The sequence below is a fragment of the Chitinophaga sp. 01L420 genome, assembly GCF_056399985.1.
The window spans coordinates 65,606-87,734 of record NZ_JBFTSK010000004.1; the positions used below are offsets into that span (position 1 = coordinate 65,606).

Sequence of the window (22,129 nt, forward strand, 5' to 3'; positions counted from 1 at the left end):
TTCAAGTCAACATTATTTTTTACTCAGGTAAGTGGACTGGGCAAAAGATGCCTGTACCATGGGGTCTATATTTCCGGTAGTCCATACGCCTGATCCGCGCCACAGTGCGTTCCATACAGCTGTCAGCTTGTTTCCTTTCGGATTTTTCAGGTCGAAAAGATCGATCGCCACTTGTTTTTCATTTACCTGGTATACGGTGTAGTAAGAAGGCCAATACCAGCCACCACCGGGATATCCCCAGTAACCTGGATCCCAGTAGCCACCACCGCCCCACCATCCCGGATTCCAGGAGATGTTGGTATAGGAATTATCTATACGGGTAAGATTCACTGCCAGATCGGGTTTGGCCGCTTTGTTCACCAGTGTATATCCTCGTTGTTGCATTGCAGCAGTAACAGATGCAATCAGTTTTTTATCATAGTCCGTCAATGCTTTTTTAGCGGTATCCGCGCTACGCGTTAATACAGCTACCGAGTCTACTATGCTGAATGTTGAATAAGATGTGAAATTTGCGGTGCTATCGTGATTCGTAATGTAGATCCTTGACTCTTCATTAGTCATATCTTTCAAAGGATCTTTACGACAGCTGCTGAATGAAACCATCGCTACCACTGCGGCAGCGGCACTGAATAAAAACAAAGTTTTTTTCATGTCCTAGCGTATTAATTTAAAAAATAATTTCCTTACAGGCTAACAATGATGAACCAAAACAGGTTGGTATTCCTGACAATCATGTTTTCCGTGTTTCCTCTCTCTTGAACGGATTAGATAGTTGATTGTTACAGAAAGTTTAGCTGTGGAGTGTTAAGGAAATCCTAAAGTGAAAGAAGGGTTAACAGATTCAATTATTAACGAAGTGGATTAAATAATAATAGATCTATTTTCTAATTCAATTTTTAACTGATGTGGATTTTCGAATAAAATACTGTCGATACCGAACGCTCTTGCGGCAATCACATTTCTTTCATTATCATCGATGAATAAAGCGTTGGCAGCAGCTACCTGGTACCTGTCTAATAACAGCTGATAAAAGGCGGCGGCGGGCTTACGCATTTTTTCACGACCAGATACCACTACGCCATCAAACCAATGAAGGGAAGGATACATAGCCTGTGCTATAGGAAATGTTTCATCAGACCAATTGGTGAGCGCATATAATTTATATTGTCCGCTTTCTTTCAACTGTTGTAATATATTTTTGGTGCCTTCAATTTCTCCGGCCAGCATTTCGGACCATCTGCCGTAGTAGGCGCGGATGTTTTCTTCGTGATGTGGAAAGCTGGCTACGAGCAAGTCAGTACCTGTAGCGAGTGTTCTGCCTTCATCCTGTGCTTCATTCCAGTCGGATGTGCAAACATCGCGCAGAAATGTTTCCATTTCTTCTTCAGAAGAAAAAAGTTTACGATACAGATGCCTGGGATTCCAATCAATTAATACTGCTCCCAGATCAAAAATAATGGTATTGATAGATGACTGCATAGGCGTATATAAATAAAAAAATAAAAATTAATCCAGTATTTCATCCGCTGCATCCTCCAGCAGTTGCAGGTCTACAGAGTCGCTGCCGGCAATGCCTTCAATCGATCCTCTGATATGTGCTGCGTTCAGTAATACTTTTTCGAGTTGTTTTTCGCGTGATTTCCAGAGTTTTTCCATGGCATCCCTTTCCCGTTGTATCGATAATTTCATGGACATGAATCCTTCACGGATGGCTTTCCATTGTTCTGCAAACTCTCCACCGGTAAGGTATTCGTAGAGCATATGCATTTTATCGCCTTTGTTTTCCTGGGTGCGGAGCTTACTGGAAATTTTTATGATACCATCGCGCAACACATAGGCCAGTGCTTTTACTTCTGCGAAAGTACAGATCCAGATACCATCTTTTTCACCGAAGCGTTCCATGTCTTTAGGCATGGTTTGGGTAACGAGAATGGCTACATCAACACCCTGGCTACGCATATCTGCTTTGAGTTTTTCTACCCAGTCTTTAATAAATTCTTTGGTGCGTTTGCTTTCGTAAATGATCCGGCCGCATTCCTGTCCGAACTGATTGCGGATCAATTGTACGCAATCGGCGCCACGTACGCCTTTTCCTACCGGGGTGACTTCATCAAATGGAAAATTGGCGCGCAGCATTTCTTCCAGCACGAGTTCCTGGGCTTCTCCCTGCAACTGCGTAGAACCCTGTTCAACCCTGCGTTTCATCTCTTCTGCGAGTCGGCGTTGATCTTCCAGTTGTTTTTCCAGTTCTTTTAAACGCATCTGGTGTTCCGTATCCCGGAGACTGTTTCGCTCAGATTCTTCTTTACGTATTTTATCTGCCAGCTCAGAACGGGCTTCCAGTAATTTCTTTTGCAGGTTAATTTCCAGTTCCTGTTCTTTGGTATTCAGTTCCTGTTCTTTGCGCAGAAAATCCAGTTCCTGTTTACGGGCTTCCCTGAGCTTTTCTTCCTGCTCCTGGTTAGCTTCTCTTAACACCGCCATCTGGTTGTCCAGGTCGGCAGTAATGGATTTGCGCAGTTCTCCTTCCATCGTTTCCTGGAGTTGTTTTTTCTCCACCAGGACACGCTTATTCACTTCTTCTTCCTGTTGTTGTTTCAGTGTTTCTATTTGACGGCGTTCCAGTGCCATCTTATTTTTTTCGGATAGGAGCGTATCTTTCTCGTCCTGGAGAGACTTGAGGCGGCGGYGCCATTCATCTTCCATTTTACTCCTCATTTCTTTTTCGATATCCGCTGCAAAGGCATCCTCCATGACAAACTGGTGCTTGCAACTGGGACAGGTGATTGATGTTCCCATAGTATTCAGTAAAAAAATTAAGTAAAGATAGGGGATTGGTTGCCTTAATAAAAAAAGGAAGGAGTTTCCTCATCCTTCCTTATTAATCAACGTTAGTAGAAACAAACAACAGGTAAAGGGTTTTCGAGGGGTCGTAATACGATTGGGGTGTGCGTGCAAATTGGAAATTTATTGTTAGGTGGGCGTTAAGGAGGGGTTAGGTAATTGTTAAGGATGGATATAAATGAAAAAAGACCTGCTGATTCAGCAAGTCTTTTTTGTGTGCGAAGGAGGAGATTCGAACTCCCAAGCCCTTTCAGGCACTACCACCTCAAAGTAGCGCGTCTACCAATTTCGCCACCTTCGCATCTGGTAGAATGGGGTGCAAAAATAACGGCTTTTTTAAAATAAGCAAATTTATTTATTCATATTTTGCTGAAACGGGTCATTATTTTCGCAGTACGATCCTGAAAGTGGTTCCTTTGTTGATTTCAGACGACCTTACATAGAGCCTGCCGCGGTGGTATTCTTCTATGATCCGTTTGGCGAGGGAGAGTCCAAGGCCCCATCCCCGCTTTTTGGTGCTGAATCCGGGTTTGAACACTTTTTCGAAGCTCATTTTCGGAATCCCTTTTCCGGAATCCGACACATCTACCGTGATAAAAGTAGGATGGTTTTCTATGGTAATATCGATCTTTCCTTTGCCTTCCATGGCGTCCAACGCATTTTTTAATAAGTTTTCCACAACCCAATCAAAAAGCGGGGGAGAGATCATAGCTGGTAGCTCTTCTTCTGCACTATGCACCGTTAATTGTACTTTTTGTGGTGCTCTTTTGCGGATATAGTTGGTCATATTCCGGATCTGCTCCACGATGTCTTTTTCTTCCAGTTTTGGGATGCTTCCTATTTTCGAAAAGCGGTCTGTGATAAGTTTCAGGCGATCTACGTCTTTCGATAGCTCCGTTACCAGGGTGGTATTGGCTTCATTTTCCCGGAGAATTTCCAGCCAGGCTTCCATGGAGGATAGTGGCGTACCGAGTTGGTGGGCCGTTTCTTTGGCCAGTCCTACCCATACCTGGTTTTGGGTGGCACGGTTGGTACTGGATAAGGCAAAAAGCACGATGGCGATAAAAAGGGTAACTACTATGAGTTGTATGTAGGGATAGTAGCGGATTTGCCGGAGAATAAGCGAGTCGCCGTAATAGATGTAATTATATTTTTTTTGCCTGGCATCTACCTCCATGATAAAGGGGGGATGTTGTTTTTTGAAGGCCAGCAGTTCATCGGGGAGATACCTGGGATCCTGCATAATGCGCATGGAGTCGAGATTTCGGCTATCCATTATTTTCCCATCCTCATTGGTCTGTATCAGGGGGATGGTGGTGTTGTTGGTCACAATGCTGATGGCCAGATTGAGGTTGGCATCAGTATCCGCCCGCAGCAATTCGCGGTTGGCTTCCACCCAGATAGCTACTTTTTTCCTTTCTTCTTCCTGAATATTCTTTGATAAATTACTTACAAACCATATAGTGGTCCCAATGATGAGCACTGCTATGGAGGCCAGTACAAACTTCCATCCGATATACTGTTTAAACATACTTCTAATTTAAGCCATATTTGGCTTGTCTGATTCTGTAATGATTAGCAAATATTAAAATCCTTTGTTGCATATTTGCATCTCAAAAATAATTGTTCACGCTAAACGTAATATCAGTTGCCCGTATTGCCATCAGTAGCAGTTGTTATTTTAAATTGGAACGGAAAATCTTTCCTGGAGAAGTTCCTGCCGTCTGTTTGCCGTTCTACTTACGGCAACCTGCAGCTGGTGCTGGCAGATAATGCCTCATCGGACGACAGTGTGGCTTTTGTGGCGCAACATTACCCGCAGATCCGGATTATCCGTAATGCCAGTAATGACGGTTTTGCCGGCGGTTATAATGACGCCTTGCAACAGGTAGAAGCAGATATTTATGTGTTGCTGAACCAGGACGTGGAAGTGGAAGCTGGCTGGATAGAGCCGGTGGTGGCATTAATGCAGCAAGATCCCCGTATTGCTGCCTGTCAGCCTAAAATGAGGGCTTATCTGCAGCCGGACGAGTTTGAGTATGCCGGTGCAGCCGGAGGCTGGATGGATATCCTGGGTTATACCTTCTGCCGGGGACGTATCCTGTATACTACAGAAAAGGACCAGGAACAGTATAACGATGTGCAGGACGTTTTCTGGGCTACGGGAGCAGCGTTGTTTATACGTTCGGCCTGTTTTCACCAGGTAAATGGTTTTGATCGCGATTTTTTTGCACATATGGAAGAAGTGGACCTTTGCTGGCGTTTACAGCGGGCAGGGTACCGTATTTGTTATTGCCCGGACTCCACAGTGTTTCATGTGGGCGGGGGAAGTTTGCCCCAGGGAAATCCCCGTAAGCTGTATCTGAACTTCCGGAATAACCTGATGATGCTGTGGAAAAACCTGCATAGTGAGGATCGGTGGATAGTACTGGTACAACGTTTTTTCCTGGATATCCTGGCAGGTGTTAAAAGCCTGGTAGCAGGGAAGCCCAAGGATATGGCTGCTATTTACCGTGCTTATAAGGATTACTACCGCTGGCGCCGTAAATATGTGAGAAAGGATGATTTACCGGAAATGAAGCTGATGAAAATGAAGGGCGTGTTTCATGGTATCATGATCTGGAGGTATTATTTTTTAAAACATAAGAAATTCTCCGAGCTGATTTAGCAGGCAAAAGTTTTCGTTACCGGCCAAATAACTTCGAAAATTTCAAAATATTATGTAGGTTTGCATCGGAAATAAACTGATTATGGAACAGAATACAGTAGAAAATAAATACGATATTACCTTAGATAAGGTTTCCCGCTCCCGCTGGTTATTTTACGTGCAGTTGTTTTGCCTGGTGGCCTTTATCCTGGGGCTTAGCTACGGCCTTTATGCACATAGATATGCCGGAAAACCTGAAGTAAAAGTACAGGGAAGCTCGCTGTATAATCCAAAATATAAGTAAGCAACGGCTTTAACATAATTATCCAGGCCTCCTCCGGTTTTTCCGGGGGAGGTTTTTTTTATGCCCCATCTTTCCCTTTTGCGTAAATGAAATTCCGGATCCGAGTAGTGAAAATGCCTTTTTACAAGGATTTTTGTATCTCGGGAATAATAGCTACCCACGGTATTGATCTATGTTTAAACGGACGGATAAATTAAAAAAGAAGCAACATAAGTCGCTTTTCAGGATAGCAGTGGAAAAATTGCACCTCTGGTTAGGCCTGGGAGCAGGAATTATAGTGCTGATTGTAAGCATTACAGGATGTTTGTTTGTTTTCCAGAAAGAAGTGAACGACATCTATTACCGTAAACAACTAATTGTTACCCCCGAAGCACATGGCGTACGTCCATTAAGCGAGCTGAAGAAAGCAGCAGAGGCCGCACTGGGTCCCGATAAGCCGATTAGTAATATTACTACCTATACTGCCCCTGACCAGGCGTGGGAATTTATGACCTACAAAGGGAATGATACCGCGCTGACCTATTTCGGCTCCATGGAATACTATGAATCTGCCATGGTGAACCCTTATACGGGACAGGTTACGGGCATCATTGATTATAAGCACAATTTCTTTTCTGTTGTAAAAGCTATTCACTGGAGTTTACTGTTAAATAATGCAATCGGGCAGCCGATTGTAGGTTGGAGCGTTTTCATTTTTGTGATCCTGTTGATCACCGGATTGATCATGTGGTGGCCTAAAAAGTGGACTAAAGGCAATCGTGATAAGAGCTTTAAAATTAAGTGGAAAGCTGGTTTTAAAAGGGTGAACTACGACCTGCACAATGTGCTGGGCTTTTATGCCCTCATCCTTGCGCTGGTCCTGGCCCTGAYAGGTATGGTTTGGGCATTTACCTGGTTTGAGGCTACGGTGTATGTAGTGGCTTCCCGTAGTATTACGCCTCCTGACAGATCATTGCACGAGTCGGTAAAAGGAACTGCGTCATTGACGGGTGACCCGTTGGACCTCGCTTTTGAGAAAGCGTTGCCTATCCTGAAAGGCAACGACCGCGTTTTCATTTATCCTGCAAGTGGTGAAAAAGGCGTGAATGTAATTGGTGGCTATAAAGGAAAGGAAACGTACTATGGATCCGATCAGCTACAGTTTGATCAATACAGCGCAAAACTGCTGGGCAGGCGTAATGATGCACACAAAAATGCAGGTGAGCGGTTAATAGAAATGAACTATGATATTCATGTAGGTGCTATTGGTGGCATAGCAGGAAAGATCATTGCATTTATTGTCAGCTTAATATGCGCTTCCTTGCCTGTAACGGGTTTCTTGGTATGGTGGGGCAAGCGGAAAAAGTCTAAAAAGAAGCCTTTAGTCATTCGTAGTGTAGCAGTAACGGACACAATGTAAATAAAAAGTATTACTAATTTTTCTCTTGAAATGCTTTACAGATCTGTGTTTCAGTAAGTTGGTGCATATATCCGTGCATAATTTTTTTAGAAAAGTTCGAAAAAAAATTTTGTGTTTTCAGTCCGTTTCCTATCTTTGCAATCCCAACAAAAACGCCACAGGGCAAAGCAAACGAAAGAATGCACRTGGAAGGGAGAAGTTCTTAAAATAACGAAGTTTTTAATACCTGCGAAAGTAGCTCATTTGGTAGAGCACGACCTTGCCAAGGTCGGGGTGGCCGGTTCGAGCCCGGTCTTTCGCTCCAAATACTTGTTGGGGATAACAAGTAACGCATGACGCTCATAGCTAATGCGAAGCCAATCCCGAAGTTCTTAATACATCTGCGAAAGTAGCTCATTTGGTAGAGCACGACCTTGCCAAGGTCGGGGTGGCCGGTTCGAGCCCGGTCTTTCGCTCTTTAAGCCTGACTGATTATTTCAGTCAGGCTTTTTTTATGCCCCTACGAATGCTGCAGATCTAAGCCCGCTGCTATGGCCAGGCTGTAACCGCTTTAATAATCTCCGCTGGCGCCGCCACCACCACCGGTGCCACCACCAAAATCCATATCCGGCGTATGTGCACCAGGTACATAAGTTTGGGCAATGATCAGCGATTCCAGTTTTAGTTTATCGGCCAGGGAAGGCTCATCTGTTTCTACATAAGTAAAGCCGTGACGAGGTATCTGCAGGTAGCGTATCAGTGCCCACGCACCGAAAGTTAATACCAGGCCACCAACTACCATCGCTGTTTCCAGCGGCATTACACTGTGATAATACCGGACGGTAAATACAATGGCTGCTAACAGGATCATACCAGTGCGTAACAGGATAGCGTCTTTTTTACGGATGCCAAGATAGAGGTATATGAAAGGTATAATGGTCGTGTATATCCAGAAGAATAAAGCGCCGGGTATAGACTGTCCATCCTGTAATTGCAGGTCAAACATGTCGTTACTGACTTCTCTTACTACAAAGTAATTGCCGGCCAGGTAAAGCGTGAGTAAAGCGAGCACCGATATCACCGTTAAACAATGTTTGTAGTGCCGGAAAGCCACCTGTTTCATCCATCTTCTTACTATAAAATAAACGGCCAGCGAAAGCGCCATTACCACAAAAGGAGTGACGGTTTTAGAAACAGGCCCCAGTTTGATCAGCAGACTGAAAACAAGCCCCAGGAATGCCAGGAAGGCGGCTCCTGCCATCACCATATCAGCAAAACGTAAGGTGGCCAATAGCGTTACTATAAAAGTAACCAGACACCAGGTAGTCATGGAAACGTGGTCAAAGTCGTAAGCAATTAAACTACTGATCAGCAATAACACAGTACCCCATAACAACGCATCATCTACACCGGCACGGAACAATTTTTTTTCACGTATAAATAATTCCAGTGCCACATAACAGGCTACTCCGGCGAAAATACAGAGGCCTGCAAATCCTCTCTCACTGCGCAGGGCGTCGAGCGTCATTAAAGTCAGCAGTCCGAGTGAAAAACAAATGATAATAGTGGTGAGTATAAACAGCCCGATTTTGATGATGGGGTTAGGCGTATAAAAATTTACGGGATGTGCTGCTTCAATGGCTTTATAAGTAGCCACGTCAATACAATCCTTTCTCAGCGCTATTTCCGCTTCTTCTTTTATTTCCAGGTTGTCGAGTGTGTTGGAATTATACGCGAGCATTTTTAATTTTTTTGTTGAGGTTAATCAATAACAGGATAACGCCGATAGCAGAGCCGATCACATAGAAAAATCCGAGGTACAGCCCCCCGATATCCGGCGCCTTGAAAAGCACCCGGAAGAATACAATCGTGAAGCCGAGATAAAGATATAAGACGGTGATCAGAACAAAGTAAAAAGAGCGTTCCCGGAATGCCTGCAGGTAGATGTAAGTACCTATGCCAGCCATAAAGAGGAACCAGAAGAAGTGAGCGTCATCAAACATGCATATACCTGCTATGCAGGAAATGAAAATAATATGCGCGCCGAAATTCTGATAGGTAAAGGCGAAATGTTTCTTTAGATTTTTTTGGGTAGATAACATGGCCAGTAACAACAGGATCACACCTAATAATGTGCCGGTGTAAATGAGTCGTTGGCTGCTGAAATCATTGGCAGATAGTAACTGAAATGGTGTGACAGCAATCCCCATCCAGGCAGCCAGATTGGTGATAGCCATGGACAGCACACCCAGGTGATCAAAGTAATAAGCACTGATGGCAAGTACTGCCAATGGGATAAAAGTAGCGAGTCCGTACGCGGTACCGAAAGCGGTATATTGAAACTGCAGGTATCCGATAAAAGTAACGAACGTGAGACAGCCTAACAGTAACGCATAATCGAAAAAGGTATTCGGTGACTTTACCTGTTGCCATGAAAAGGGCAGTTTTTGCCGGATACAATAACTGAAACAACCGGCGCAGATCACACCAATGATCAGCAATATTACCTGGTGGCCAATGGTGTCAATATTTTTATAGATCAGTATACCTAAACCGCCGCTCAGCAGTAATACGCCGAGATACAGGAGGGTTTTAATTTCCCAGTGGAGGGAAAATAAATGATGCTCTTCTGCTGTTTTTACGGATGCCAGGGAGTTGTCATTTATCAACCCCTCCTTGTGGAGTTTTTCAAATACTTTTACGTTCATAGACGGAATTAAAGAACTGGAAATTAACAATCATTATAGCATGCAATATACAATATCAACGCGCAAAAGTATATATTGGATGTTTGCCAACAGGGTTGTTTATTAAAATAAGAAATATGAAGTTATATCAACCGGAGTTATTATCGCAGTTAACGAGTGAGCTGGGCGAAGGCGCCTGCTGGTGGCCGGAAAGAAAGAGCTGGTGCTGGGTAGATATACTCGGACATATTATTTACATGAGAGATGAAAACGGGCATCAGCAAGCTTTTGATGCGGGTACCCATGTCACTACACTGGTACCGGTGGCCGGGCAGAATGCCTTAGTAGCGGGACTGAAAGAGGGTATTGCCTTTTTTTCTCCGGAGCAGGGATTGGGTAAACTGTTGACAGTACTCGATGACAGAGACAATATGCGATGTAATGATGGTAAGTGCGATCCGGCAGGAAGGCTATGGATAGGTACCATGCAGATGCCGGCAGAAGAAGGCACCGGGACATTGTATTGTATTACGGGCAAAGCTGTGCCGGTAGTGAAGTTGGAAGGCGTTACCATTTCCAACGGGTTGGTGTGGAAAGGAGATAAGATGTACTATAACGATACACATACAGGTACAGTGCAGGAATTCAGTTATGACGAAGCCACGGGTGCTATTGCCTTTACGCGCGTAGCGATTCGTATTCCTGAAGCACTGGGAGATCCGGATGGTATGGCGATGGATAGCAACGGCATGTTATGGATTGCTCAATGGGGTGGTTGGGGTGTGTATTGCTGGAATCCTGAAACGGGGGAGTTGCTGGGTAAGGTAGAAGYGCCTGCGCCACATGTTTCTTCCTGTGCTTTTGGAGGTGCCGATATGGATGAAATGCTGATTACTACCGCCCGGGAGCATATGACAGCGGAGCAAATAAGGGAATATCCCCTTAGTGGTAGTGTGTTTCACGTAAGACTTCCCGTTAAAGGCTTACCTGCCAACTACTTTAAGTATTAATTATTTTTACATATTAATGTTTCACGGTTTTCTACTAAAATATTAGTATATTTGCAGACGGAATGAGCTTTTTCAGGGTATTTTAATACCAATCATGCTATCTTATATCAACTTCCCTTTTGCATAAGATACTTTCCCTTTAGTACGCTACCGCTAGAAACATCGTGTAAAAAATAATTATGATCATGAAGGATTTTAAAATTATTGACAACAAGGAAGCCAGGCAGTTTGAAGCGCATATCGCTGGACAAATGGCTAAAGTAATTTACGAAAGAAATGGAAGCCGTATTTTCCTGACTGGTGCAGAAGTGCCTCCGGTGTTGGAAAAGCAGGGTGTATTACCAATGATGCTGGGAAAAGTAATGGAGGAGATTTCTGCACAGAATATCCGTATGGTACCTTCCAGCAAAAAAGTGGCAGAATTTGTACGTAGCAATCCGCAGTGGAAAACATTGCTGGCGCACGGTTTACACATATAGTTCTTTACAAGTTACATTTGACATTTAGTTATTTAATTATTTGCCGGTAGTAAACATATTGCAGAATATAAGAATGGCGGAAGAGACGACAAACATTTATACCAGTCAAATAACTAAATAACTAAATACCCAAATGCCCTCTTACTTGATGCCCATCTTCACTTTCACAGCCGGCATCAAATCATCGGTTTCTGCGGATACCAATACCGCGTCTCTGGAGTTATCAATCACCAGCGTATAGCCTTTTTCGTTAGCCACCGCCTTCAAAATCTTTTTAGCTTTATCTAATATAGGTGTAAGTAATTCCTGTTCCCTGGTAGACATGGTTTGCTCTGACATTTGTTTATACTGCTGTAAGTTAGCCTGCATACTTTTAATCTCAGATACCTTTACTTCCTGCATGGCAGGTGTTAGTTTGTTTTGAATACTGTCGAACTCCGTTACCTTTTTGGTATACTCCGCCAGCAGTTGCTGCCCATCCTGATTTAATTTTTCCTGCAATACATTTAATGTATCAGTGGCCTGTTTGCTCTCAGGCATTAAACCAATCATTTGTTGAAAATTAATATAACCCGTTTTAGATTGGGCAAAAAGAACAGTGCTTCCTAATAGCAGCAGACAAAGTGTACAGATAAATTTCATCGGGATAATTTTCACAATATTAGTGGTCCAGTTGTGAAATATTCTATAAGACGAATATAATGTATTGTTAAAGTGACTAGAAAAGTTAACGCGTTTCCGGAGCCTTAAACTGTCGCTGTATCCCCTTTTCCTTGCCACTAACAGATGTATCACGGCCTGTATTCGCTACTTTTAGTTTCATTTTACCTTTTGGGAGATGAATACCTGATAGTTAGTGCTTCATATAAACACCTTTATAATATTGCATATTTAACAGATAACCAATTAGATATGAAATTGTACGCCGGCTTCATCCCAAAAAGGATGTTTCCACAAGGAAATTTTGCATTACAGCGTAGGGGTAGGAGCTCCTCAGCGTGTCGTATAATAAATCAGTTCAATTGGCAGAAGGAATTATATTTGACGTTAGATATCAAACCCTAAGCATGGAATTTAGAAATCCGGGTACTGCCGTACCGGAGATAGAAAACTCATTAACATTTGAACAGGTTTTTAAAACACATTTTAAAGGCTTGCATTCCTATGCCTGTACCTTGTTAAAAGACGAAATAATGGGGGAGGAAATGGTGCAGAACGTCTTTTGCAAACTGTGGGAGAAATCCGGCGATATAAAAATAAAGCAATCCATTTCAGGATACCTTTACCGGGCAGTATACCATGAATGCATTAACTACCTGCGACATGAAAAAGTAAAAGCCACCCACCAGGCACATTCAAAATATCAGATGAGCAATGATCAAAGCGCCGGAAACGCTTCCGGTAAAGTAATGTTACGGGAGCTGGAAGAGAAGCTGGAACTGGCTTTACAGGCATTGCCAGAGAAGTGCCGTACTGTTTTTCAGTTGAGCCGGTTTGAAGAATTGAAATACCAGGAAATAGCGGATCGCCTGGATATCTCTATAAAAACTGTGGAAAACCAGATGGGCAAAGCTTTGCGCTTATTACGACTCAACCTGGTAGATTTTCTACCCTTGTTATTAATTTTGCTCCACCTGTAAAAGTGCATAAGTGAAAAAACAATCCGATCATATAAACGATGACCTCCTGGTAAAATATCTGCTGGATATTACCACTCCTATGGAGAAAGCAGCAGTGGCTGAATGGCTGACGGAAAAAGAGGAGCACCAACGTTATTTTGAACATTTCCGCCTCATATGGACAGAAAGTAAGAAACTTGCTGCCGTTAGTACGGTTAATGAAAATGCTGCCTGGAGTCGCTTCCAGCAACGGGTAGGCACCAACGAAAATACTGCACGTATTGTACAACTGGATACCGGCATAAACTGGAAACCTTTACTCCGTATTGCTGCCGTACTTGTTGTACTCCTGGGCGCCGCAGGATTCTGGTACCTGTCCAAAACAAATGGGCAACCCATGATCGTGAGCTCCGGTCAACAAATAAAAAACGAAACCTTGCCCGATGGCTCACAGGTAACACTTAACAAACAGTCTACCATTGAGTATGCCGCTTCCTTTAAAAAAGAGCGGAGTGTAAAACTGGAAGGAGAAGCATTTTTTAATGTGGCACAGGATCCCGGAAAACCTTTCATATTAAAGGTAAACGATGTAACCGTAAGAGTATTGGGTACTTCTTTTAATGTAAAAAGTGTAAATGGAAAAACAGAAGTGATCGTAGAAACAGGTGCCGTGGAAGTAAGTAAAAATAGCAACAGCGTGCAGCTGAAACAACATGAGAAAGCAGTTGTTACCAACGACCAGTCGGCCCCCAGCAAACAAAGCAATAACGATGAGCTGTACAGCTATTACCGCACACAAACCTTTGTATGTAATAATACACCGCTGTGGAAACTGGTAGAGATCCTGAATGAAGCATATGGTGTGAACATTGTTATTGCGGATAATAATAAACGTGATTTGCAGATTAATTCTACCTTTACCAACAGTTCGCTGGATAGTACTTTGCAAGTAATCGGGCTTACTTATGAGATTGAAGTGGAGAGAAAAGGATCACAAATCATATTGAAATAATAGCCTTCGTACTGTATGTTACTATCTAAGCAATTGCTGACTTTATTTTTAGGATCTATTTTCTCCATGTCGGTTGCCGCACAAAATCTGTTGAATAAAACAGTGAGCATAGAAGCAAAGCAGCGGCCACTTTCAGAGGTACTTACTTTGATTAGCAAACAAGGCGGTTTTTATTTCTCCTATCTAACTACGATGCTTCCGCAAGACAGTCTGGTAAGCATCTCGGAAAAGAATAAAAGTGTAAAACAGATACTGGATATGTTGCTCTCTGATTACCAGTATAAAGAATCGGGGAATTATATTATCCTGCTAAAAAAATCTTCAGGGCAATCGCAGGTATATTATCTGATCAGCGGGGTCGTCACGGATAAAAAAACAGGACAGCGGCTACCCAATGCCAGTGTCTATGAACGACAGCAACTCATTTCTACATTAACAAACAACGACGGTTACTTCAGGCTGCGGTTAAAGGATAAATATCCTACCGCAGCCATCAGCGTTAGTAAGGACCTGTATGCAGATACCTCTCTGTTCCTCACTACGGGCTATGATCAGGAAGTAGCGGTGAGTATTTCACCTACTACCTATCAACTGAAAACGGTAGATATTACCGGGCATTCACAGGTAGAAAAAACATGGTTTGCTAAAATATTCTTATCCTCCCGTCAGAAATTAACCAGCTTGAATATAGGGGCCTTCCTGGCAGATAAGCCTTACCAGGTATCGCTTACACCTGGACTAGGTACGCATGGCCGCATGAGTGGACAGGTAGTGAATAAATTTTCCGTGAATGTGCTGGGTGGTTATACTGCCGGTGTGGATGGTGTGGAAATAGGTACCGCATTCAACATTGTGAAAAATGATATGAAGGATGTACAGATAGCGGGTTTGGTGAATGTGGTAGGTGGAAAAACAAGAGGCGTACAATTAGCGGGTTTCCATAACAATGTGCTGGACTCTATGATTGGTTTGCAGGTATCCGGTTTCAGTAATATTACAGAAAGCAGTCTGCGGGGCGTGCAGATCACCGGCGCTGTAGGCCAGGTATATGGTAACATGAATGGTGCGCAAATACAGGGGTTGGCAGGTATCACACGTGGTAATACCATTGGCTGGCAGGTGTCTGGTGCATTAAATTATACGAAAGGTAATCTCGAAGGACTGCAACTGAGTGGTATTGCCAATTACAGCCAGAAAGATGCGAACGGGGTGCAGCTGGCAGGTGCGGGCAATATTAGCCGGGGTACCATGAAAGGCGTACAGATATCCGGCATTTTTAATTATGCGCGGCAGATGGATGGGGTGCAGATAGGCCTGGTGAATATTGCTGATAGCGTGAATGGTTATAGCATCGGCATCATTAACATTGTACGCCGGGGATATAAAAAAGTGGTATTGTTTGCCACAGACGTGTTGCCTTACAATATCGCCTGGAAGGCTGGCCGCAGTGAGTTATACAGTATTTTGCTGGGAGGTTTTGGTACCGGTGAAAACAATAATGCGTGGTCTATCGGATATGGTATTGGAAAAAATATTCCTTTAAATAAAGTACTTTCTCTTGCAACAGAAGTCACTGCACAAAACACCTGGCAAGGTGGCTGGCATCATAATACCCAGATATACCGGCTGCAACCTTCACTGAATGTAAAGCTCAGCAAACGTATTTCTTTATTTGCAGGACCTGCACTGTCTATTGCTGTAGCCGACACCGAGAATAAAATAGATCCCACACGTCACTACATTGATTTCGGTAATCACTATCCTTCTTTTGATATGGGAGGTTCAGCCAAGGGCTGGCTGGGCTGGCAGGCCGGTATCAGTCTTTTTTAATTTTTCATTTATTGCATAGGGGTAGATGTTCCTCAACGTGTCGTTATACTATACGAAATAATTACACAACATGAGAACATTTAACTTCAGCAACCGGATCGTAATAATTGTAATTTCAATTTTATCCCTCGCCAGCAGCGCGTTTGCGCAGACACCACTTACAAGTCCCGCACATGTAGGACTCGTTTATCCGTTGAGCAGTAATGGTAAAAATGCAGCGGCTTATACGAACCATTTTTCATTAAATATTATTGCAGGTTTATCCAAAGCAGAAACTGGTGCAGCGATTGCCGGCATCTCCAATATCATCAAAGACAGCGCTACCGGCCTGCAGATAGCAGGCTTCTCCAATCATATTGGCCGCACTTCCCGCAGTGTACAGGTAGCAGGATTTATGAACCAGGTAAAGAATGATGCCAATGGTGCGCAGATAGCCGCATTTATGAATCTGGATGGTAGCCTGAAAGGCTTTCAGGCAGCCGGTTTTGCGAATATTGTATCCAAAGATGTGGACGGTACACAGGTGGGCGGTTTCATGAATATGGCCCGCAATAATTCACAGGCGCAGATCTCCGGCTTCACGAATATTACCAATAAAGGAAATGTACAGGTAACTGGTTTTATGAATAAAGCAACTGATGTACATGTACAGGTAGCCGGGTTCCTGAACGTCGCTAAGAAAGTAAAAGGTGTGCAGGTGGGTTTCATCAATATTGCAGATAGTAATGAGTGTCCTATCGGGGCTATTAACATTATAAAAGGCGGAGAAAAACAGGTGAGTGTGAGCATAGATGAAACGACGACTATCATGGCAGCTTTTAAGTCTGGTGGCCGGATCCTGTATGGTATTCTGGGCGTGGGATATAACGCGAAAAACAGTACTTCTTTATACGCCCTGCAGGCAGGTATCGGTGCACATCTGCCTTTACTCTCTCATTTCAGAATTAATGCAGAAGCTACCAATACCTTCATGACAGCTTTTAAAGGAGGTGATTTTCATCGTCAAACATTAGGGATTTATCCAGCTTATCGTTTTGGCAGCAGAGTGGAAGTATTTGCGGGGCCTACGTTTAACTATGTTGAAAGCAAACATGACCTGGGAGTAGACCTGGTGAATCATTATATCTGGTCTGAAGATGTTAGGAATAACCGTTTTAACGGAGCTTACATCGGTGCAGCAGGTGGTGTACAGGTAAGGTTATAAGCGGATATTGTCTTTGGGCAGGATTAATATAATCCTGCCCAAAGACAAAAAAACGCGTCAGACTATTTAGTGATTTTATATTTCAGAATATTTCCTTCCAACATCGCCGGTGTAATTACATCTCCCTTACTATCTAATATAAAGTCGGCCGGGCCGGCAATCAATACGTGGTTTAATGTGTTTACTTTTCCACTTGCCAGATCCAGCTCCAGCAGCACACCTTTCTTTTCAAATGCTACCCAATCGGATATGATCAGTTTCGTGTTATGTTGCGTGAGGGCAATGCCATCATAGTAACCCAGGCGGTCTGTCAATGGTACAAACACTTTCTTCGCTGCTGCCATATCAATATAACCGATTTGTCCGTCTGGTTTTCCCGCGTCACCAAATCCACATACGTATAGCCGTTTCAGTTTGCTATCATATACAAGCCCGTTAGTGCCTCTTACCGGCGTTGTATAAAGCAGTTCTTCCGCGCGGGGATGATTGCCCAGGTGTACGAGGAAAAGCTTGTTTACGTCTGTTGCAGAAGCGATCAGCATCGAATCATTGATAGCTACTATGTCATTTAAAAAGTTGGTAGCCGGCGCCACATCTATATTAAAACGTAGTGTACCATCTTTTAGGTCATAGCCTTTTATTTTGTCTATATCTGCCACAAAGAGTTGGTGGTGCAACAGGAAGGCTCCTTTGGGTGCATCCAGCCCTTTGGCAAAGATGCTGCTGTGGCCTTGCTGATCCATTTTAAAGATAATGCCGTTTCCATCTTTTTTAGTAGGGTCGCCACCTTCGCCAACATCTGCGATATAAAAGCTTTTGCCATCTGTGGCCACGCTTTCAGGAGCATGCATAAATGAGGTACTGTTGAGTTGTTGTTGTGCAAAGGTGTGGCCGCCTGTGAGTAAGGCGGCAGCTATCAGCCCTGCCATGGTGATACTTTTCATCGTTTGATTTTATTTTTAGCAAAGGTATAGGCGGCAGGGGCAGGCGGGTAACAGGAATCGTTCAAAAAATAGCACTTTTGGTTCGTTGTGCATTTTTAGGGGTGGTACCGTATAGTAGCCTGTATTGTTTGATAAAGTAAGACACATTTTCAAAGCCGCACTCGTCCGCAATTTCATTGACATTTTTTCGGGTCTGCAATAACAGTTGCTGAGCATGTTTCAATCGTTCCTCATTTATCCACTTTTTGGGTGGCGCATTATACAACCTGGAGAACTCCCGTTTAAAGCCAGAGAGACTTAATCCGCACATTTTTGCATATTCTYCCAGGGTAAAGGGTTGCAACAGGTTGTGGCGAATGGTGAGGATAATGCTTTCTGCACTGCTGTCGAACATGTGAAACAGGAAGGACAACACGCTTTGCTGATGTGCCCCTGATAGCAGTAATAATAATACTTCACGGATCTTCAGTTCGAGCAGCTTATCGGTATTGTTATTGGGGTGCTGAAGGTAATCCAGTATGCTATTGCGTACCTGCAGTACTTCCGGGGAGCAGTGGATGACCATGGGGGCGGAGGGGATACGGTGACGTACCTGGTCGGCGGCGTTGAAGCCTGCATCTTCACTGATAAAGGAACGCAACAGTGCGTCATCCGTACAGAGCATGAGCGACTGATAGTCGCTGCCATCTGTAATGAAATCGGTCATGAAATAGGCGCCCCGTTTCAGGAGAATAAGGTCGCCCGCATGGGCCACGATATCTTCCTCGCCGAGGTGAATATGTTTCACCCCTTTGAGCAAAAACACCAGGGTGTTTTCTGTAAGGAAGCCTTCCTCTTTGTCGTGTTTGTCCATAAGCCTGAACCAGGCCACCACGGACCTGCCGGCGTGGTGTAATCTTACTGTGGGAATGCCTTCAAATGCCTTCGGGTAACGTTGTAACATACCGTGAAATTACGGATTACGGATCAGTTTTCTTTTATGGCATTGTATTTGGTTATTTCTGAGAAAAGAGTCTCATATGAAAACATGGTTTTACCTTCCGCTGCTACTGTTGGTGTTTGTTTTTTCTGGGTGCACCAAAACAACAAATGAGGTAGTGATTCCGAATAAAACAATATTACAACCAGTAAATCCCAATGACTGGGGATTTGATGCTGTTAACCAGCTTTACTTTTATTCAGTGCCGGTTCCGGAGCTCAATAACGTAAATCAGTCAGATGGGGTAATCGTATCTATAGGCAGATATGAAGTCAATAGCAGTGCAGACCCACAATCATTTGAGTTGTTACCACAGGTATACGGTGGTCAGTCTTATTTCGTAATTCACAATGGAAGTGCCGTGGAAGTAGATATTAAGGGCGTTAACGGTGCTGCCAGTCAGAAACCAACTACCAAAGTATGGATTAAAATTGTATTGGTACCTTCAGAAATACAGCCATAGGCTTTACCATTTCTCAACATATATACAGGGGCTTCCGTGAAAACGGGGGCCTTTTTTATTTGATCATAACAATAACATAACTACCACTCCTCACAGTTAGTTGTGCGTAGCTGTAGATTTTTATTATTTTCCGCCTTTCACGTGAATCCCATTTACCAGTGTAGATGAAAAAATTAATCATTAATGGATAACAGAAGAGATTTTATTAAAAAGGCAGCGTTGCTATCCGGGGCTGCCGGAGTATTCAGTGCCCTGCCAGCTTCCATTCAGCGGGCTATGGCCATAGATCCCAAGCCTGGTACTACTTTCCTGGATGCGGAGCACATTGTGATCCTGATGCAGGAAAACCGTTCTTTTGACCATTGTTATGGCTCTTTGCGGGGCGTGCGTGGATACAATGATCCACGTGCGATTCAACTGCCCAACAAAAACCTGGTTTGGCTGCAAAGCAACGCCAAAGGCGAAACGTATGCACCTTTCCGTTTGAATCTGAAAGATACCAAAGCCACCTGGATGAGCAGTTTGCCACATTCCTGGGGCAACCAGGTAGATGCCCGTAACCATGGTAAATATGATAAATGGCTGCTGGTGAAACAATCCGGTAACAAGGATTGGTCGCCTATGCCACTCACACTGGGGTATTACAACCGGGAAGATATTCCTTTCTATTATTCACTGGCAGATGCTTTCACCGTATGTGACCAGAATTTCTGTTCTTCCCTGACCGGCACCACGCCTAACCGGCTTTATCTGTGGACAGGTACCCTGCGGGACGAACAAAAGGCTTCCGCCAAAGCCAACGTATGGAATGAAGATGTGGACTACGGACGGGAAGCCCATTGGACCAGTTTCCCTGAGCGACTGGAAGATAACGGCGTTTCCTGGAGAATATACCAGAATGAAATCAGTGCAGCCGGATTAGAAGGGGAGAAAGATGGCATGCTGGCCAACTTCACCGATAACCCGATAGAATGGTTTGCGGCCTTTAACGTACGTTTTGCTGCAGGGCATATTGGCTACCTGCAAAGGAGAATCAAAGAACTCCCGGCTGAAATAACTGACCTGGAAGCAGTGTTGGCAGCTACTTCTGCCGCCGATGAAAAAACAAAGGTGCAAAAGAAGCTGGAGCAGCGGAAAGCAGAGCTGGAGAAAACCAGGAGTGATGCAGAAAAGTTCACGGCCGCTAATTTTGCGAAACTGCCACAGCGTGCGCAAAACCTTCACAAAAAAGCATTTACCACCAATATAAGCGATCCTGATTATCATGAGCTGGAAACGCTGACCTATAAAGACGGGGATACCGAAAGAACAGTGCAGGTGCCTAAAGGCGATATCCTGCATCAGTTCAGAACAGATGTAAATGAAGGCAAACTGCCTACCGTATCCTGGCTGGTGGCACCGGGCGAGTTTTCAGATCACCCGGGTTCCCCCTGGTATGGCGCCTGGTATGTATCTGAAGTACTGGACATATTAACCCGTAAGGAAGAGGTATGGAAGAACACCATTTTCATTCTTTGTTACGACGAAAATGATGGTTACTTCGATCACGTGCCTCCGTTTACGGCACCACATAAACCAGGTACAGGAAAGGTTTCCGAAGGAATTGATACCGGTCTTGAATACGTAACGAAGGAAGAAGAGCAGGCGAAGCCATACCTGGGTGCGGATGAAATCCGTGAAAGCCCGATAGGATTGGGATATCGGGTACCGCTGGTGATAGCATCTCCGTGGAGCAGAGGTGGGTATGTGAACTCACAGGTATGTGATCATACTTCTATTATACGGCTGATGGAAAATTTCCTGCAGCATAAAACGGGTAAGGCTATTAAGGAAACGAATATCTCTGAGTGGCGTCGTACAGTATGCAGTGATTTAACCTCTGTATTCCGGCCGTTTAATGGGGAAAAAGTGACCGTACCTTTCCCGGAAAGGAACGAGTTTATAGAAATGGTGTACAACGCAAAATTCAAGAAGCTGCCGGATGGATTTAAGCTGCTGACAGCGGATGAAATTGCGAAGATCAATACGGATCCCGCCGGATCAGAATGGATGGCTCACCAGGAAAAAGGCGTCCGTATTTCGAATGCACTGCCCTATGAGTTGTATGTAGGTGGTAAGCTGAGTGCGGATAAAAAATCCTTTGAGATCAGTTTTGAGGCGGGTAACAAAGTATTTGGCAAACAGGCGGCAGGCGCACCTTTTAACGTGTATGCTCCCGGTAAACATCTGCAGGAAGATACACAGGCGCTGGAACCGGTAAGAACCTGGTCCTATGCGGTGAAGCCGGCAGATAAGCTGAAAGATACCTGGCCTTTGGCTTCCTTTGAAGATGCGCATTATCACTTGAGGGTGTATGGTCCTAACGGGTTTTACCGTGAATTTGCCGGAGATGCCAATGATCCTCAGATAGAGGTACAGTGCAGCTATCAGCCTGGTTTGACCAATAGCAGGAAGCTCACCGGCAACGTGGAACTGAAGCTGATCAATCACAGTAGCGGGACGGCCAATATCGCCATCAACGATTTGGGTTACCATAAAGGGGAGTTGAAAAAAACAGTGGCTGCCCGTACAACCGCAACGCTGGTGATAGACTTATCTAAAAGCCATGGTTGGTACGATTTTTCAATGAAGGTGGCTGGCAGCGCGTCTTTTGAACAGCGGTATGCAGGCAGAGTAGAAACAGGCAAAGAAAGTTTCAGTGACCCGGTAATGGGAAGAGTTTAATACCA

At 44.1% G+C, this 22,129-nt stretch carries 20 protein-coding genes and 3 tRNA genes; 13 read left to right on the plus strand and 10 right to left on the minus strand.

Annotation, left to right across the window (positions count from 1 at the left end; translation table 11 throughout):
• Positions 1-12: 12 nt before the first annotated feature.
• The 5 genes from AC1DP6_RS05560 to AC1DP6_RS05580 form a co-directional block, all read right to left on the minus strand.
• Entirely contained in the window at positions 13-651 is a 639-nt protein-coding gene (locus AC1DP6_RS05560) for a DUF4136 domain-containing protein (protein ID WP_477021823.1), read from the minus strand.
• Between the two features lie 210 nt (positions 652-861).
• Positions 862-1,479: an HAD family hydrolase gene (locus AC1DP6_RS05565; protein WP_477053931.1), complete on the minus strand. Its 618-nt coding sequence runs from the start codon at positions 1,477-1,479 to the stop codon at positions 862-864.
• 27 nt (positions 1,480-1,506) lie between these two features.
• Entirely contained in the window at positions 1,507-2,799 is a 1,293-nt protein-coding gene (locus tag AC1DP6_RS05570; RefSeq protein WP_477053932.1) for a DUF2130 domain-containing protein, read from the minus strand.
• Positions 2,800-3,061: 262 nt separating this feature from the next.
• Positions 3,062-3,145, minus strand: a tRNA-Leu gene (locus tag AC1DP6_RS05575).
• 81 nt (positions 3,146-3,226) lie between these two features.
• Positions 3,227-4,375, minus strand: a complete 1,149-nt coding sequence (locus AC1DP6_RS05580; RefSeq protein WP_477053933.1) for a sensor histidine kinase — start codon at positions 4,373-4,375, stop codon at positions 3,227-3,229.
• A gap of 117 nt (positions 4,376-4,492) precedes the next feature.
• Between AC1DP6_RS05580 and AC1DP6_RS05585 the strand changes: the two genes are divergently transcribed.
• The 5 genes from AC1DP6_RS05585 (at position 4,493) to AC1DP6_RS05605 (ending at position 7,649) form a co-directional block, all read left to right on the plus strand.
• Positions 4,493-5,512: a glycosyltransferase family 2 protein gene (locus AC1DP6_RS05585; protein WP_477053934.1), complete on the plus strand. Its 1,020-nt coding sequence runs from the start codon at positions 4,493-4,495 to the stop codon at positions 5,510-5,512.
• Positions 5,513-5,594: 82 nt separating this feature from the next.
• Complete coding sequence (locus tag AC1DP6_RS05590) at positions 5,595-5,795, plus strand: hypothetical protein (RefSeq protein ID WP_441572221.1); 201 nt, start codon at positions 5,595-5,597, stop codon at positions 5,793-5,795.
• Between the two features lie 172 nt (positions 5,796-5,967).
• Entirely contained in the window at positions 5,968-7,194 is a 1,227-nt protein-coding gene (locus AC1DP6_RS05595; RefSeq protein ID WP_477053935.1) for a PepSY-associated TM helix domain-containing protein, read from the plus strand.
• Between the two features lie 228 nt (positions 7,195-7,422).
• A tRNA-Gly gene (locus AC1DP6_RS05600) sits at positions 7,423-7,498 on the plus strand.
• 78 nt (positions 7,499-7,576) lie between these two features.
• A tRNA-Gly gene (locus AC1DP6_RS05605) sits at positions 7,577-7,649 on the plus strand.
• Between the two features lie 95 nt (positions 7,650-7,744).
• Here the strand turns inward: AC1DP6_RS05605 and AC1DP6_RS05610 are convergent.
• Entirely contained in the window at positions 7,745-8,914 is a 1,170-nt protein-coding gene (locus AC1DP6_RS05610) for a hypothetical protein (protein ID WP_477053936.1), read from the minus strand.
• The gene (locus AC1DP6_RS05615; protein ID WP_477053937.1) at positions 8,901-9,881 is read right to left on the minus strand and encodes a DUF2157 domain-containing protein; all 981 of its coding nucleotides are present in this window, start codon (positions 9,879-9,881) and stop codon (positions 8,901-8,903) included. Before AC1DP6_RS05615 ends, AC1DP6_RS05610 begins: the two co-directional genes overlap by 14 nt.
• Positions 9,882-9,997: 116 nt before the next feature.
• On the opposite strand from AC1DP6_RS05615, the gene AC1DP6_RS05620 reads away from it, so the two are divergent.
• A complete protein-coding gene (locus AC1DP6_RS05620) occupies positions 9,998-10,870 on the plus strand; it encodes an SMP-30/gluconolactonase/LRE family protein (RefSeq protein ID WP_477053938.1) in 873 nt (290 codons plus the stop codon).
• A 185-nt stretch (positions 10,871-11,055) separates the two neighbouring features.
• On the plus strand, positions 11,056-11,349 hold the full coding sequence (locus tag AC1DP6_RS05625; protein ID WP_159454320.1) for a GNAT family N-acetyltransferase: 294 nt from the start codon (positions 11,056-11,058) through the stop codon (positions 11,347-11,349).
• A gap of 141 nt (positions 11,350-11,490) precedes the next feature.
• Here AC1DP6_RS05625 and AC1DP6_RS05630 read toward each other — a convergent pair whose 3' ends face one another.
• A complete protein-coding gene (locus AC1DP6_RS05630) occupies positions 11,491-11,991 on the minus strand; it encodes an OmpH/Skp family outer membrane protein (protein WP_441572216.1) in 501 nt (166 codons plus the stop codon).
• 425 nt (positions 11,992-12,416) lie between these two features.
• Between AC1DP6_RS05630 and AC1DP6_RS05635 the strand changes: the two genes are divergently transcribed.
• The 4 genes from AC1DP6_RS05635 (at position 12,417) to AC1DP6_RS05650 (ending at position 17,014) form a co-directional block, all read left to right on the plus strand.
• Entirely contained in the window at positions 12,417-12,989 is a 573-nt protein-coding gene (locus AC1DP6_RS05635) for an RNA polymerase sigma-70 factor (protein ID WP_477053939.1), read from the plus strand.
• 10 nt (positions 12,990-12,999) lie between these two features.
• Positions 13,000-13,980 (plus strand): FecR family protein, encoded by a 981-nt coding sequence (locus tag AC1DP6_RS05640; RefSeq protein WP_477053940.1) that lies wholly within the window; start codon positions 13,000-13,002, stop codon positions 13,978-13,980.
• A 15-nt stretch (positions 13,981-13,995) separates the two neighbouring features.
• Entirely contained in the window at positions 13,996-15,810 is a 1,815-nt protein-coding gene (locus AC1DP6_RS05645; RefSeq protein ID WP_477053941.1) for a carboxypeptidase-like regulatory domain-containing protein, read from the plus strand.
• Positions 15,811-15,880: 70 nt separating this feature from the next.
• Positions 15,881-17,014: a hypothetical protein gene (locus AC1DP6_RS05650; protein WP_477053942.1), complete on the plus strand. Its 1,134-nt coding sequence runs from the start codon at positions 15,881-15,883 to the stop codon at positions 17,012-17,014.
• Positions 17,015-17,076: 62 nt separating this feature from the next.
• Here AC1DP6_RS05650 and AC1DP6_RS05655 read toward each other — a convergent pair whose 3' ends face one another.
• A complete protein-coding gene (locus tag AC1DP6_RS05655; protein WP_477053943.1) occupies positions 17,077-17,958 on the minus strand; it encodes a hypothetical protein in 882 nt (293 codons plus the stop codon).
• 61 nt (positions 17,959-18,019) lie between these two features.
• Complete coding sequence (locus tag AC1DP6_RS05660) at positions 18,020-18,901, minus strand: helix-turn-helix domain-containing protein (protein ID WP_477053944.1); 882 nt, start codon at positions 18,899-18,901, stop codon at positions 18,020-18,022.
• A gap of 76 nt (positions 18,902-18,977) precedes the next feature.
• Here AC1DP6_RS05660 and AC1DP6_RS05665 point away from each other — a divergent pair, with 76 nt between their 5' ends.
• Both AC1DP6_RS05665 and AC1DP6_RS05670 read left to right on the plus strand, forming a co-directional pair.
• Complete coding sequence (locus tag AC1DP6_RS05665; protein WP_477053945.1) at positions 18,978-19,400, plus strand: hypothetical protein; 423 nt, start codon at positions 18,978-18,980, stop codon at positions 19,398-19,400.
• 183 nt (positions 19,401-19,583) lie between these two features.
• Positions 19,584-22,124: a phosphocholine-specific phospholipase C gene (locus AC1DP6_RS05670; protein ID WP_477053946.1), complete on the plus strand. Its 2,541-nt coding sequence runs from the start codon at positions 19,584-19,586 to the stop codon at positions 22,122-22,124.
• Positions 22,125-22,129: the final 5 nt, after the last annotated feature.